The sequence below is a fragment of the Kribbella sp. NPDC050281 genome (assembly GCF_040655855.1).
In the GTDB taxonomy this organism is placed as follows: Bacteria; Actinomycetota; Actinomycetes; order Propionibacteriales; family Kribbellaceae; genus Kribbella.
Window position 1 is genome coordinate 1 of record NZ_JBFAKS010000007.1, and the last position, 12416, is coordinate 12416.

Genomic DNA, 12416 nt, shown 5'->3' on the forward strand with positions numbered 1-12416 from the left:
CGCCGAGGCGGTGCCGGATCAGAGTGGGTTGTCAGACAAGGGCCGGCGTCAGGCCGTGTTGCTCGGTCAGCGACTGCAGGACGTCCCTTTCTCGTGATCGGACGACGGCGTTGACACGCCGCCGTCCGATCCGGGGCCCGGCGATGCACCGTCGGCCTGCGCGGAGCACCCCTCCAGGCCCACGCAGAACATCAACAGCAGCAGTCCGGGCAGGAGCCTCTTCAGCGGCGGACCACCTTCCGGACCGTCACCACAGCGGCCAGCAGACCGACCAGCAGTGCCACGACCCAGAGACCGGACTCGTCAGCGGCAGGGCTCTGCGCCTGGTCAGGCCCTGCTGCCTGTCCGCCGGTCCCGGTGTTCACCAGACCCGGCTTGCCGGATCCCGTGCTCGGGAGTTTGATCGTCCCGGCCGCCACTGTCATCGTCTTCTGCGTCGGCGCACCGACCGCGAATACACGGGTCAGATATCCGGCCTTGATCGGCAGATCCATCGGACCGAGAACAACAGGTGAACTCGCCCCGGCCGGCACGATGTCGACCTTGTACGTCGCCGCCGGAACGACCGCTTCGAGCGATTCCCCGTTGGCCACGTTGGCGAACGCCACCTTGCCGTTCACCCGGATGTCGGCCGGGCCGACGGCCGCATCGTGCGCGACCCGCAACCCACCCTTGTCCGCCGGCACCGCGTCCAGATTGTTCGCGTACGTCGTGATCAGCGGCGCACCCGTCGGCGACACCGGCTGGTGGATGACCACGTCCAGGCTGGCACCCGAGCCGACCGTCACCTCACGCTGGATGACCAGCGTTCCGCCTTGCTTGGCGGTGACCATCCGCTTGCCTGCGGCAACACCGAACGGCCCCACCAGCTTCGCGCCCGCCACCCCGCCGGCGACCTGCTTCCCGTCGATGCTGATGTCCAGCGACTTGCCCGGCAGCCCCTGGACGACGTACAGGTTGCCCCCCGCGGCGGCATCGGCGGGTGCTGTCAGTACTGCCGGCGCGGCCGCGACCGTCACCGCCAGCAGCAACGGAATCACCCTTCGAATCACCGGACCCCGAATTCTCGAAAATGCCTCTTGGGATACTGCCCGGAATTTTCCGGACACGCTCTGTTCCTGCATTCCGAACCCCCTCGAAGTGCGCCTGAAAAATACGGCACTAATTGCCGCACCCCACTAATTTCGGCGTATCGTAAGCGCAAGTCCGATCCGGCGCCAGAGGAAGCGTCCCGGATCCGATCTGGGGGGCGATGACTGATGTCAGGACGGAGTTCTCCGAACAGAGCACCGGCGGTGGGCCAGGAGTTCCTCCCGAGCGAGGCATCGGGGGTGGAGGACCTCCGTCGGCGGTACCCAGGAATGCGGGGACTGGTTGCGGTCGCGCTGACGCTCGGGCTCGGCGCGACCGCTGCATGTTCAGACACCGGCGGCACACCGGTCGCCCCCAGTCCCGGTCTGACCGCCTCCGTCAGCGTCAGCCCGGCCGAAGGCGTGCCGGTCAGTCCCGGTCCTGGAGTGACCAAGCCAGGCATCCGGCTGACCGCCGTACCGCGTAACGACGGGTCGTTCGACATCACCGAGGACGTAATGTTGCCTGAGGCCACAGATATCGTCCAGCTGCAACTGCCGGACTCCGGTGAGCACTTGCCCGGGATGATGGCCAGAACGGAGCCGCGGGCGACGAACCTGCAGGTCATCGCCGACGGCGAGCAGGTGCCGATCGAGCAGACCAGTCTCGCCGCACCCATGGACCTTCCGCTGACCGTTGCCGCGACCAAGCTCCAGCTGAGCTACCGGCTGTCCGGCTCGTTCGTCCAGCGCACACCGTCCGTGTCCCGCCGGGCCGGCGCGGCGATCCGGCCTCTCACCGCGGGAGCCGACGGCACCCTGCCGACCAATCTCACCGTTACCCAGGGTCTGCTGAACGCCGTTTGCCCGCTGCTGACCGAGACCCGATGTGCCGTCGGCGATCCGCCCGCACTCGGCATCCTGCCCGACATCCCGGCCAACAAGGCGCTCGTCGTACTGCAACTGGATCTGCCCAACTGACCCCGGATCACGCCTGGCCTACGCTGAGCTCATGACGGATGAGCGGATCGCGTTCGGCACCGCCCGGGCTCGGTGGGTGCTAGCGGCGACGGCCCTCGGATCCGGCATGGCGTTCCTGGACGGAACGGTGGTGAACGTCGCACTGCCGGCGATGGCCGAGGACCTGAACGCCGAGATGAGCGGGCTGCAGTGGATCGTCAACGGCTACATGCTGCTGCTCGCGTCGCTGATCCTGCTCAGCGGTTCGCTCGGCGACCGGCTCGGCCGACGACGGATGTTCATCACCGGGGTGATCTGGTTCGCGCTCGCCTCGGTGATCTGTGCGGTCGCGCCGAACCTCGAGGTGTTGATCGCCGGCCGCGTCCTGCAGGGCGTCGGCGGCGCGCTGCTCACCCCGGGCAGCCTGGCGATCCTGCAGACCACCTTCCAGCACTCCGACCGCAGCAGGGCCGTCGGCACCTGGTCCGGCCTGACATCGGTGGCCGCGGCAGTCGGCCCGTTCGTCGGCGGCGGCCTGGTCGACAGCGTGTCCTGGCGGCTGATCTTCGTGATCAACGTGCCGATCGCACTCGTCACCGTCCTGGTCACGCTGCGGCACGTCCCCGAGACACGCGACGAGACGGCGGCCGGGAAGCTCGACCTGGCCGGTGCGGCGGTGGCGACGATCGGTCTCGCCGGCCTGACCTTCGGCCTGATCCAGGCCGGCGAGGACGGCTTCGGCGACCCGTTCGTCCTGACCTCGCTGGTGATCGGAGTGCTCGCCTTCGTCGCATTCGTCGAGGTCGAACGCCGCAGTTCGCACCCGATGCTGCCAACCGGCATCTTCAAGAACAGACAGTTCACCGGCGCCAACCTGGTCACGGTGGTGGTGTATGGCGGGTTCGGCACGGTGACGTTCCTGCTCGTCGTCTATCTCCAGACCGCCCTCGGGTACGACGCCATCTGGGCCGGAGCCGCGCTGTTGCCGATGACCCTCCTGATGCTCGCCCTGTCCGGACAGTCCGGCGCACTCTCGGAGCGGATCGGCGCCAGGCTCCCGATGACCATCGGGCCGGCATTGATGGCGGTGGGCCTGCTGCTGATGCTGCGGATCGAGCCGGGTTCGTCGTACGTCGAAGACGTGCTGCCGGCCGTCATCGTCCTCGGGTTCGGCCTGGTCGCGACGGTCGCACCGCTGACCGCGACCGTACTGTCGTCGGTCGAGGACCATCACGCCGGGATCGCGTCCGGCGTGAACAACGCGGTCGCCCGGTCGGCGCAACTGATGGCGGTCGCCGCGATCCCGATGGCGGCCGGGATCACCGGCGACGTCTACCGCGACCCGGCCGCCTTCCAGGAGGGGTTCGACCGGGCGGTGTGGATCTCAGCGCTACTGACCGCCTCTGGCAGCGTAGTGGCCTGGTTCACGATCGGCGACCGGACCGCCCATCCGGTCCATCTGCACCACCACCGGCACTGCGCGGTCGAAGCCCCGCCGTACGCCCAGACCCGCGAGGGCTGACAGCTGTTGCCGGCCTGTCTGTTGCTGGCGGCAAGCAGTTGTCAGGCGCAGGCGGGGATGTCGCGGCCGGAGTTGTCCTTGGCCTCGTCGTTGCCCCAGCGGGACAGGTAGTACGCCGACACCCACTGGTTCGCCGGGCCGACATCCAGGTCCGTCTTCAGCCACCAGTGATTGAACGCGGTACCCACGCGGACCTCCGGGCCCCAGACCCGGCAGAACACATAGTTGGTGCCCTTGTTCAGGGTGCCGGTCTGCGTGCCACCAGGGGTGCTGTAGCCGGGGGCATTCGCAAAGGTGTCCACCCAGAACTTCCCGTCGCCCGCGCCGCAGTTGGCGCTGGTCTCGTAGTGCTGGTTGTACGACCAGGTGAGCGGGACCGCATGACCGTTGAACGACGCCTGCTGCACGACACCGTTCAGCTTCTGCTCGAAGTGCAGGTGCGGTCCGGTGCTGTCGCCGGTGCTGCCGACGATGCCGAGCTGCGTACCCTGGCCCACCGTGTTGCCGACGGCAACATCACGCCGATCCATGTGCAGGTAGCGGGTCTGCCAGCCACCGCCGTGGTCGACGACGACCATGTTCCCGCCGGTGGAGGACAGCAGTGACGTGCTGACCGTGCCGCCGGCCGACGCGAGCACCGGCGTACCTCGGGTGTGGCCGCCCGGGTCGACCATGTCGATCATCCACTGGCTGGCGTGACCGCTGTGGCTCGCGGTGGTCCACCGCAGTCCGCACGGGATCGGCATCTGGAAGCCGGGCGCCGCCATCGCGGCCGTCGGTACGGCGATCAGCCCGGCGGCGACGAGTGTTGTCAGGACCAACGACGTGAGGATGCGCTTGAGGTTCATCGGGGCGGCCCCTTCGCGAGCGGTTGGGCTCAGGGTAAGACCACGTCGCCACCTCCGGCAGGCCTTTCGACCTGCACTGAAACGTCAGCGCAAGGCTCGGTAGTGCCGGCGGACGTCGGGGGCGAAGTGCTCGGTCGCGTAGCTGAGCATGGTCCGCGGCATCGCCGCCGCATGCTCGTCCAGGAACGCGAGCAACTCGTCCTCCGAGACCCGTTTGCCGGCCTCGCGGAGCATCCAGCCGGAGGCCTTGTGGATCAGGTCCTGCGGATCGTCGAGCACCTGCGGCGCGAGCGCGTAGATGTCCGCACTGTCCCCGCGTCTGATGAACCATTGGGTCGCGACCAGCGCAATCCGTCGCTCCCACAACGACGGCGATCGGACCAGGGCCTGCAGCTCGTCCCGCGGCTTGTCGGACAGGTACCCGCCGACGATGTCCGCCGCACTGCAGTCGACCAGATCCCAGTTGTTGATGTACGCCGTACTGCGCAGGTACAGGTCGTGGATCGCGGTGACTTCCGCGGAGTCCGCCGTACGCGGCTTGAGCGCACGGGCGGCCCGATCGGCCAGCAGGCAAAGGATCGCCAGCCGGTGCTCGTGGACCGGGCTGGTCAGCGCCTGCTCGAGCTCGGGCAGCGGGAGGCCGGCGCGAAGGTAGGGCTTGAGCAGTCCGCGGATCGTGGACAGCTTCACCCCGACCATCTGGTCGCCGTGGCCGTACCCACCGGGCTGCATTTGGAAGTACCGCGACAGCACCTCCGCCACCGCGGGGTCAGCCGCAGCGTCGATGTCAGCGAGTAGGTCCTTGGTACTCAAATCGAGTAGGTCCTTGGTGCTCAAATGAGGAGGCCGCCGGTGGCACGGAGGTTCTGGCCGGTCATCCAGCGGCTGTCGGGGCCGGCCAGGAAGGCGACCACGTCGGCGACCTCGGCCGGCTCGCCGATCCGGCCGAGCGCGGTGATCCCGACGAGACGGTCCTTGGCCTCCGGCGGGTTCTCCCGGTGGAACATGTCGGTGTCGGTCGCACCCGGCGACACCGCGTTGACGGTGATCCGGCGAGCGCCGTACTCACGGGCGGCGACCCTGACGAACAGCTCCAGCGCCGCCTTGCTGCCGGCGTACAGGGAGATGCCCGGACCGGGGACCGCGGTGTTCAGCGTGGACAGGGCGATGATCCGGCCGCCGTCGGGCAGCACCTGGCCGGCCCGCTGGATCGCGAAGAACGGGCCTTTGAGATTGGTCGCGAAAGTCTCGTCGTAGTCGGCCTCGGTCACGTCCGCGATCCGTTGCACCTTCGCCTGCGCCGCGTTGCAGACGAAGATGTCGAGGGTGCCGGTCGGCTCGGCCGCCCGCTCGAACAGCTCGTCGACAGCACCCAGGTCGGCCTGATCGGCCTGGACCGCAATCGCCTCACCGCCGGCCGCCTTCACCTCCGCGACCACATCCGCGGCCGCGGCCTCGCTGCTTGTATAGGTGAACGTCACCACGGCACCGTCGGCGGCCAGCCGCCGGACGATCGCCGCTCCGATCCCGCGCGAGCCGCCGGTGACCAGAGCCGCCTTGCCGTCGAGTACGCCCATGTCCACTCCTTCAGTCGTCTGTTTCCTCCCTGTCTACCACCGGCTCGGGGCCTGTCGGCTTCGTCGCGCGGACTGCTCGCATCGCCGCACGGCTTGACGCTTCGGGCAGGCACACCTAAGGGCTGGCAGCGCTTACATCCGGTCAAGGTCACGCTCCGAGGTCATCCGCGTCAGACCCGTTGTGACGTTAAGCCGTTGGGGCATACGGTGAGAGCAGGGCAGTTCCATCCCGCCAGGACCTACCGGCGTTCGTGGCTACCCGGGGGAGAGACCGGCGTGACAAGCCACCCAGAGCCGCGGGACGGCGAGATGATCAGAACGACTTTCGACGCTGTGACCGTGGAGCTGGAAGCCGGCGTACTGCTGGTCCGGATGTCGGGTGAGATCGACATCGCGACCACCGACTTCGCCTCCGAGTCGATCCGGGCCGCGGTGTCACCGCCGGCCCGACTGGTTCTGATCGACGTGTCCGCTGTCACGTTCTGCAGCTCCGCCGGCCTCGGCAACCTGGTCGAGGCGCGCAACCTGGCCGGTCAGCACAACATCACGCTGGCCCTCGTCGGCGTCGGCCGTCCGGTCGACCGCCCGCTCGCAGTCACCGGCCTCGGCGGTCAGTTCCGCATCTACTCCACGGTCGAGGAGGCCCTGGCGGAGCTCTGATCCGCCACGGTTGCCAGGCCTGGCCGACACTCGTTCTTCGGCAGGTGACGTGTCACCGGCTCGACCGCCCGATACGGTAGCGTCCGGTGTCTCCGAAGAAGGAATGTCATGGGTGAGCTAGCGAAGATCGTGGTCGTGGTGCCGACCTACAACGAGCGGGAGAACCTGCCCGTGCTGGCCGGGCTGCTGTCCGACCTGAACCTGCCCGGCCTGCAGATGCTGGTCGTCGACGACAACTCCCCGGACGGTACCGGCGACGTCGCCGACGAACTGGCGAAGGCGTCTCCGGAGCAGGTCTCGGTGCTGCACCGGACCGAGAAGAACGGGCTCGGCCGCGCCTACATCGCCGGCATCAGCCGCGCCCTGGACGACGGCGCCGACATCGTCATCCAGATGGACGCCGACCTGTCCCACCCGGCCTCGGTGGTCCCGATCATGGTCGAGACGCTGCGGACGACGGACGCCGGCGTGGTGATCGGATCGCGGTACGTCGAGGGCGGTTCGGCCGCTGCGGAGTGGGGTTGGCACCGCCGGGCGCTGTCAGCCTGGGCGAACTTCTACGTGAACGCGATCCTGCGGCTCGGCGTGAAGGACGCGACCGCCGGCTTCAAGGCCTGGAAGGCGGACACGCTCCGCTGGATCGACGTCACCACCATCCAGAGCAACGGGTACTCGTTCCAGGTCGAGATGAACTACCGCACGGTCCGGCGCGGGCTGCACATCGCCGAGGTACCGATCCGGTTCGAGGAGCGGACCGCGGGTGCTTCGAAGATGAGTCTCAAGGTGCAACTGGAGTCCGCGCTGATGCCGTGGAAGCTGCTGTTCAAGCGGTCTTCCTGACGGTTCTTCCGCTTGAGCTCATCCGCTTGAGCTCATCCGCCTGAGCTCATCCGCTTGGGCTCATCCGTAGCCGAGCTCGTGCAGGCGGGCGTCGTCGATGCCGAAGTGGTGCGCGATCTCGTGCACCACGGTGATGTTCACCTCGTCGACGACGTCGTCCACGCTGTCGCAGATCGCCAGCGTCGGGTTGCGGTAGATCGTGATCCGGTCCGGCAGTACGCCGCCGTAGTAGTGCCCGCGCTCGGTCAGCGGGATGCCCTCGTAGATCCCGAGCAGCGCCGGGTCCCCGGCTGGCGGCTCGTCCTCGACGAAGATCGCGACGTTGTCGATCAACGCCGCCAGCTCCGGCGGCACCTCGTCCAGCGCCTCGGACACCAGCACCTCGAAGTCCGCCCGGCTCATCTCGATCACGCTGCCAGCGTAGTGAGTCAGAGCCAGCCCTGACGGGACGCCTGGACGCCGAGCTGGAACCTGGTCTGCGCGCCGAGCGCCTCCTGCAGCCGGCCGATCCGGCGCGCGACAGTGCGCTCACTGACGCCGAACTCCCGAGCGATCGACTCGTCGGTCAGGCCTGCGCTGAGATAGGTCAGCAGTCGCTTCGACTCCAGGTCCGGTCCGGCGGTCACGTCGTTGAGGTCGGTCGCGCTGGTGATCGGTACGGAGATCCGCCACAGCGCATCGAAGACCCGTGCGAGCCCGGCGAGCAACGGCGAGTCGTGGACCACCATCGCGACGAACTCCGGCCCACGCTCGACCTCCGACCGGGCACCGACGAGTGCCCACCGGTCGTCGACGACAGTGATGTTCAGCGGTACGCGGGGGAACACCCGAGCGTGCTCCCCGGCCTCGATGCACGACCGCACCATGTGCAACGCGTTGGCGTCCTGGAGGACGTGGGCTCCGTAGATGACCTCGTACCTGACGCCTCGCTCGAGCGCGTCGAACATGCCCTCGACGATCCGGATCTCGCGGGCCGCCAGGTTGCCCATCGTCATGGCCCGGACCTGGCTGTGCGCGTCCGACTGGACCGAGTTCAGTACGGCCTGCGCGGCGGCGTACGTCGGCAGGATCTCCAAGTAGTCCTGGCGGCCGGCAGCCGACTTCCACAGCTCGGTGAGGAAATCGGCGCTCTCGTGGGCCAGGGCGGCCTGCTTGGTGTGCCGCTCCGCGAGCGCGTCCATAGCCAGCCGCGGCGGACGGACCACCAGGCCGTCGTCGGTCCGTTCGACCAGGCCGAGCCCGATCAGCTCGTCCAGGCACTCGTCCGGGTGAGCCTGCTGGATCGCCTCCGGGTTCAGCAGCAGGTCGAGCAGCAGCACCTCGGCCGCGGCCGAGAGACCCAGTGCCTGGAGCGGCTCCATGTCTCTGTGTATCAGCAGGCGACAGGTTCTCGCCATGCCGGTTTCTGACAGCACGAGGTCTCGTAGTGGCCGCTACACGCTGCCAATACTGATGCCGCTCGTCCCCGTCCACTAGGAGATCCCTGATGAGAAAGAGCATGGTCTGGTCGGCAGTCGCAGCTGTCGGCCTCTCGCTCGGGCTAGCGGCCACCCCCGCCGCCTCGGCGGCACCGGCCGGCGTTGCGGTCCAGAGCGCCGTACCGCAGCAACTGTCCCCCGAGATCCAGCAGATCGTCGACAATCTGCCGGCAATGCGGGCGCGGGCGGACGCCGTACGCGCGCAGCTCGGTCTGCCGGACGACCCGGTCCGGGACGCGCTGATCGCGGCCATCGACCCGACCCAGTACGAGTGCTCCACCGAAACCCCGGCCGTGGTGAGCGCGGTCATGCCCGACACGTCGACCTGGACGTTCGAGCAGATCCTCGCCGTACTCCACGTCCTGCTGTTCCAGATGTCGCTCATCGACGCGGCGTACCTGCCGCAGACCGGTCCGTTCACCTACGGCGCCCATGGCGAGTTCACCAACCAGGTCAACCGCACGATCAAGGACCTGGGCCGCTTCTGGGACATCCCGTCCAGCAATATCGAGCTTGTGCCTGCCCACGGCCGCTCCATGCTCGACCCAGAGGTGAACTACCGGGTCTTCACCGCCATCTACGGCTTCAACGCGGAGCAGTCCCGGGTGTCTGCCGACCTGGTCGCCCATGAGCTCAACAGTGCGACCCTGGGGTACGGCGATCTGCCGATCTTCACGTTCAATGCGTACGCGGCTTCAGGCGGTGAGAACATCCCCGGGTACGGCACCGCTCCGAAGCGGATCGCGTTCGGGGACGGCGTGATGGAGGGCTTCGCCCGGGTCGGACTCGGCGATGTGGCGCCGCAGGCGATCCTGGCGCACGAGTTCGGTCACCACGTCCAGTACGCCGACGGCCTGATGCGGGACGACCTGCCGGCGCCCGAGGCGTCGCGCTGGGCCGAGCTGATGGCGGACGCGTTCAGTGCGTACTTCCTCACCCATGCTCGCGGCGCCTCGATGAACTGGAAGCGGGTCGAGTCGTTCGGCCAGATGTTCTACCAGCTGGGCGACTGCGGCTTCACCGCCGCCGGCCACCACGGCACACCGAACCAGCGGATGCGCTCGGCCCTCTGGGCGTACGGCGTCGCCGACTCAGCCAGTCCACAGGGTCACATCCTGCCGTCCCGCAGCTTCTACGACCTGTTCGCAGCGCAGTACCCGACGCTGATCGCCCCTGACGCGACCCCCTGACCCCGGGCCGCGCGATCAGCTGAGTAGGCCGGCTCTCCCCCGGCCAGGGCGCCGTACGCCCACCTCCTCCCCGGCGTACGGCGCCCGCCCCGGAACTCGTTTTGGAGCGCGGCCACAACTCCTCTATGCTTACGGCTGTCCCTGGAGCTTCGGCTCCCGCGGGTCCGAGTCCCCATCGTCTAGTGGCCTAGGACGCTGCCCTTTCAAGGCGGTAACGCGGGTTCGAATCCCGTTGGGGATACGGCCGAAAGGCCGGTGTCAGAACCACCTCGGAGATGCTGTAGGATCATCGAGTCAATCTGGCCCAGTGGCGCAGTTGGTTAGCGTGCCGCCCTGTCACGGCGGAGGTCGCGGGTTCGAGTCCCGTCTGGGTCGCCAGGAGAAGGCGGCGGTGTTCACACACCGCCGCTTACTTTCTCCCCGGTCAGGTAGCTCAGCTGGTAGAGCGTCCGCCTGAAAAGCGGAAGGTCGGCGGTTCGAGACCGCCCCTGACCACCACCACCCTCTCCTCCACCGGGGAGGGATTTTCTTTCCCCCGCGTGCCGGCCACATGCGGCAAGGTGACCGTGATCACGCCGTCCGAGCACATCGACGTCAGGGCAGGCTCGCTCGTACCGCCAGCCATGCTCGGGCGACGTCTCGGTCTGATCCGGCGGGTACCCGGTCAATCACCATTGTCAGCGGTGCGAGCAGGTTCTTGTGGCGCCGGAGCAGCAGCATCTCCTCGCGAGGTAGCGCTCTCCATCGACGAGCCAACTCACTGGCAGCTTGGGGATGCAGAGTCGTTGTTGCGAGAACGCTACGGACCAGTGCCGCCGGATCCCACGTCTCGTCGCCAGGCAGCGGCCCAAGCTCATTGATCAGCAGCGCTCGCATGCTCGCGGCGTCCGTGGCTGCCTCCCATCGGTCAAGGCCGGCGAACCTCTCGCTGCCCTCGACCAGCAGCAAGAACACCATCGCCCACTCCCGGCGAACATCGGCTGCCAACCTGCGGTTATAGGCACGGCTCTGAGGCATGATTCGCACTCGCAACCACCAGTTGGTCTCGGCGGGTGCGGATGCCTCGGTCAGCGTTGTGATCCACAGCCTCAATTGACTGCTGGGCCACTCGTCCATCTCCGCGGCGAGAACCTGCTCCGACATCCATCCAGTGTGGAGCAGCGTCCCTGCGGCTCCAACCGGACGTACCGATGCGTTAGCGGGCAGGCCGTACGGCAACAAATGGCGTCATTCACCCTCCCAGCGGAGTCGGCCGGTCGAGACCGCTCCTGACCACCCCTCATCTGCGGTTTCTCCCGCAGAGGCCGGTGGCGCCAGCACAGCAACGCAGGTAGGTGGCGACCAGTTCCGTTGGCCGCGCGAGGTTCTGGCAGGCTGCGGGCATGCAGCCGGTGCCGTCAGATAGTCACAGATGGTTGTTCGACCTGACTGATCCGGATCCTGCGCGTCGGCGGGCGGCGTTGGACCGGCAGGGCGAGCTCATAGCTACGTGGTCCGCCGGGCTCCGGTGGTCAAACACCCTCTGGTACCAAAACGGCCGCAGCTCCGACTTCTCGCACTCACCGAGGTTGACCGCTGAATACGACCAGGCGGAGGCCATGCAGAGCAACGCCATCGCTCAAACGCTCTACAGCGTTGCCGGGAAGTTCGGCCGAGCGCGCTATCAGGAGCTCGACGACGCAGCGGCAGAGTCAGTGCCGTATGCAGTCCTGTTCCTCCGGTGGGAAGTCGGCTTTCAGGACGAGTGGCGAACCGCAGCGCCTTGGTCGCCATGGGAGCAGAAAGAGAGGATTCTGCGCGGCTTCATCAAGGCCGGCCCGTTGGGCTGGGAGGAAGCCTTGACCGACCTTGTGATGGCCGCGGTCAATCGCGAGCACTGGTGTGAGGACCGCTGGTACGCGGCTTTGGCGCGACGCCTCGACAGTCCCGAACTCCGGAACCTGCTCGCGGACGCGGCCGCGTCAACCGACCCGCTCGTGCGGCTGCGAGCCGGATACGTCAGCGCAGTACTCGACGATCAAGGCATGCCGGTTACTGTCGCAAGTTGGAGGCGCTGGCTGGCCGCGCCCGGCGGCTGAGCATCAAGCCACAGCAGCACCTTGTGCACTAGTCACTTGAGGACTGCACATGCTTGCAGGACGTCGGCCGGCACCCGAACGGTCAGCTGCTGAGATCCACATTGTCGCCCGAAGCGACCCGGCACGTGCCGAAGGTACAGCGATCGGCACAGCAACAACCAGCACCATCTGTCGTCGCCGTTCGCCACCATGC

The 12416-nt window shown here is 67.7% G+C and carries 13 protein-coding genes and 3 tRNA genes; 9 read left to right on the plus strand and 7 right to left on the minus strand.

Features of this window, described 5'->3' with window-relative positions; genetic code table 11:
- Positions 1-221: 221 nt before the first annotated feature.
- Complete coding sequence (locus AB0I34_RS09565) at positions 222-1052, minus strand: DUF4397 domain-containing protein (protein ID WP_360442211.1); 831 nt, start codon at positions 1050-1052, stop codon at positions 222-224.
- Between the two features lie 309 nt (positions 1053-1361).
- Here AB0I34_RS09565 and AB0I34_RS09570 point away from each other — a divergent pair, with 309 nt between their 5' ends.
- Complete coding sequence (locus AB0I34_RS09570; protein WP_360442214.1) at positions 1362-2051, plus strand: hypothetical protein; 690 nt, start codon at positions 1362-1364, stop codon at positions 2049-2051.
- 31 nt (positions 2052-2082) lie between these two features.
- Positions 2083-3552: a DHA2 family efflux MFS transporter permease subunit gene (locus AB0I34_RS09575; protein ID WP_360442217.1), complete on the plus strand. Its 1470-nt coding sequence runs from the start codon at positions 2083-2085 to the stop codon at positions 3550-3552.
- A gap of 41 nt (positions 3553-3593) precedes the next feature.
- On the opposite strand, the gene AB0I34_RS09580 is transcribed toward AB0I34_RS09575, so the two are convergent.
- From AB0I34_RS09580 to AB0I34_RS09590, 3 genes are all read right to left on the minus strand, one after another.
- Complete coding sequence (locus AB0I34_RS09580; protein ID WP_360442220.1) at positions 3594-4400, minus strand: M23 family metallopeptidase; 807 nt, start codon at positions 4398-4400, stop codon at positions 3594-3596.
- An 84-nt stretch (positions 4401-4484) separates the two neighbouring features.
- Entirely contained in the window at positions 4485-5213 is a 729-nt protein-coding gene (locus AB0I34_RS09585) for a DNA alkylation repair protein (RefSeq protein ID WP_360442223.1), read from the minus strand.
- A 20-nt stretch (positions 5214-5233) separates the two neighbouring features.
- Positions 5234-5977, minus strand: a complete 744-nt coding sequence (locus AB0I34_RS09590; protein WP_360442226.1) for an SDR family oxidoreductase — start codon at positions 5975-5977, stop codon at positions 5234-5236.
- A 309-nt stretch (positions 5978-6286) separates the two neighbouring features.
- On the opposite strand from AB0I34_RS09590, the gene AB0I34_RS09595 reads away from it, so the two are divergent.
- Together AB0I34_RS09595 and AB0I34_RS09600 are read left to right on the plus strand one after the other, a co-directional pair.
- Positions 6287-6637, plus strand: a complete 351-nt coding sequence (locus AB0I34_RS09595; protein WP_360442229.1) for an STAS domain-containing protein — start codon at positions 6287-6289, stop codon at positions 6635-6637.
- Positions 6638-6745: 108 nt separating this feature from the next.
- Entirely contained in the window at positions 6746-7477 is a 732-nt protein-coding gene (locus AB0I34_RS09600) for a polyprenol monophosphomannose synthase (RefSeq protein ID WP_131361578.1), read from the plus strand.
- Between the two features lie 60 nt (positions 7478-7537).
- On the opposite strand, the gene AB0I34_RS09605 is transcribed toward AB0I34_RS09600, so the two are convergent.
- Both AB0I34_RS09605 and AB0I34_RS09610 read right to left on the minus strand, forming a co-directional pair.
- Positions 7538-7888, minus strand: coding sequence for a metallopeptidase family protein (locus tag AB0I34_RS09605; RefSeq protein ID WP_360442232.1), 351 nt, complete (start codon positions 7886-7888; stop codon positions 7538-7540).
- A 17-nt stretch (positions 7889-7905) separates the two neighbouring features.
- Positions 7906-8838: a LuxR C-terminal-related transcriptional regulator gene (locus AB0I34_RS09610; RefSeq protein WP_360442235.1), complete on the minus strand. Its 933-nt coding sequence runs from the start codon at positions 8836-8838 to the stop codon at positions 7906-7908.
- 125 nt (positions 8839-8963) lie between these two features.
- Between AB0I34_RS09610 and AB0I34_RS09615 the strand changes: the two genes are divergently transcribed.
- From AB0I34_RS09615 to AB0I34_RS09630, 4 genes are all read left to right on the plus strand, one after another.
- The gene (locus tag AB0I34_RS09615) at positions 8964-10145 is read left to right on the plus strand and encodes a hypothetical protein (protein WP_360442238.1); all 1182 of its coding nucleotides are present in this window, start codon (positions 8964-8966) and stop codon (positions 10143-10145) included.
- 168 nt (positions 10146-10313) lie between these two features.
- A tRNA-Glu gene (locus AB0I34_RS09620) sits at positions 10314-10386 on the plus strand.
- A gap of 60 nt (positions 10387-10446) precedes the next feature.
- Positions 10447-10523 (plus strand) — tRNA-Asp (locus AB0I34_RS09625).
- 44 nt (positions 10524-10567) lie between these two features.
- A tRNA-Phe gene (locus tag AB0I34_RS09630) sits at positions 10568-10643 on the plus strand.
- A gap of 96 nt (positions 10644-10739) precedes the next feature.
- On the opposite strand, the gene AB0I34_RS09635 is transcribed toward AB0I34_RS09630, so the two are convergent.
- On the minus strand, positions 10740-11288 hold the full coding sequence (locus AB0I34_RS09635) for a hypothetical protein (protein WP_360442241.1): 549 nt from the start codon (positions 11286-11288) through the stop codon (positions 10740-10742).
- 425 nt (positions 11289-11713) lie between these two features.
- Between AB0I34_RS09635 and AB0I34_RS09640 the strand changes: the two genes are divergently transcribed.
- On the plus strand, positions 11714-12223 hold the full coding sequence (locus tag AB0I34_RS09640) for a hypothetical protein (RefSeq protein ID WP_360442243.1): 510 nt from the start codon (positions 11714-11716) through the stop codon (positions 12221-12223).
- Positions 12224-12416: the final 193 nt, after the last annotated feature.

What these genes read in the sequence shown, in the direction of transcription:
- AB0I34_RS09615 (WP_360442238.1), top strand. Translation starts at nt 8,964, where the DNA reads ATGAGAAAGAGCATGGTCTGGTCGGCAGTCGCAGCTGTCGGCCTCTCG.
- AB0I34_RS09575 (WP_360442217.1), top strand. Translation starts at nt 2,083, where the DNA reads ATGACGGATGAGCGGATCGCGTTCGGCACCGCCCGGGCTCGGTGGGTG.
- AB0I34_RS09595 (WP_360442229.1), top strand. Translation starts at nt 6,287, where the DNA reads ATGATCAGAACGACTTTCGACGCTGTGACCGTGGAGCTGGAAGCCGGC.
- AB0I34_RS09580 (WP_360442220.1), bottom strand. Translation starts at nt 4,400, where the DNA reads ATGAACCTCAAGCGCATCCTCACGTCGTTGGTCCTGACAACACTCGTC.
- AB0I34_RS09570 (WP_360442214.1), top strand. Translation starts at nt 1,362, where the DNA reads ATGCGGGGACTGGTTGCGGTCGCGCTGACGCTCGGGCTCGGCGCGACC.
- AB0I34_RS09600 (WP_131361578.1), top strand. Translation starts at nt 6,746, where the DNA reads ATGGGTGAGCTAGCGAAGATCGTGGTCGTGGTGCCGACCTACAACGAG.
- AB0I34_RS09610 (WP_360442235.1), bottom strand. Translation starts at nt 8,838, where the DNA reads ATGGAGCCGCTCCAGGCACTGGGTCTCTCGGCCGCGGCCGAGGTGCTG.
- AB0I34_RS09590 (WP_360442226.1), bottom strand. Translation starts at nt 5,977, where the DNA reads ATGGGCGTACTCGACGGCAAGGCGGCTCTGGTCACCGGCGGCTCGCGC.
- AB0I34_RS09635 (WP_360442241.1), bottom strand. Translation starts at nt 11,288, where the DNA reads ATGTCGGAGCAGGTTCTCGCCGCGGAGATGGACGAGTGGCCCAGCAGT.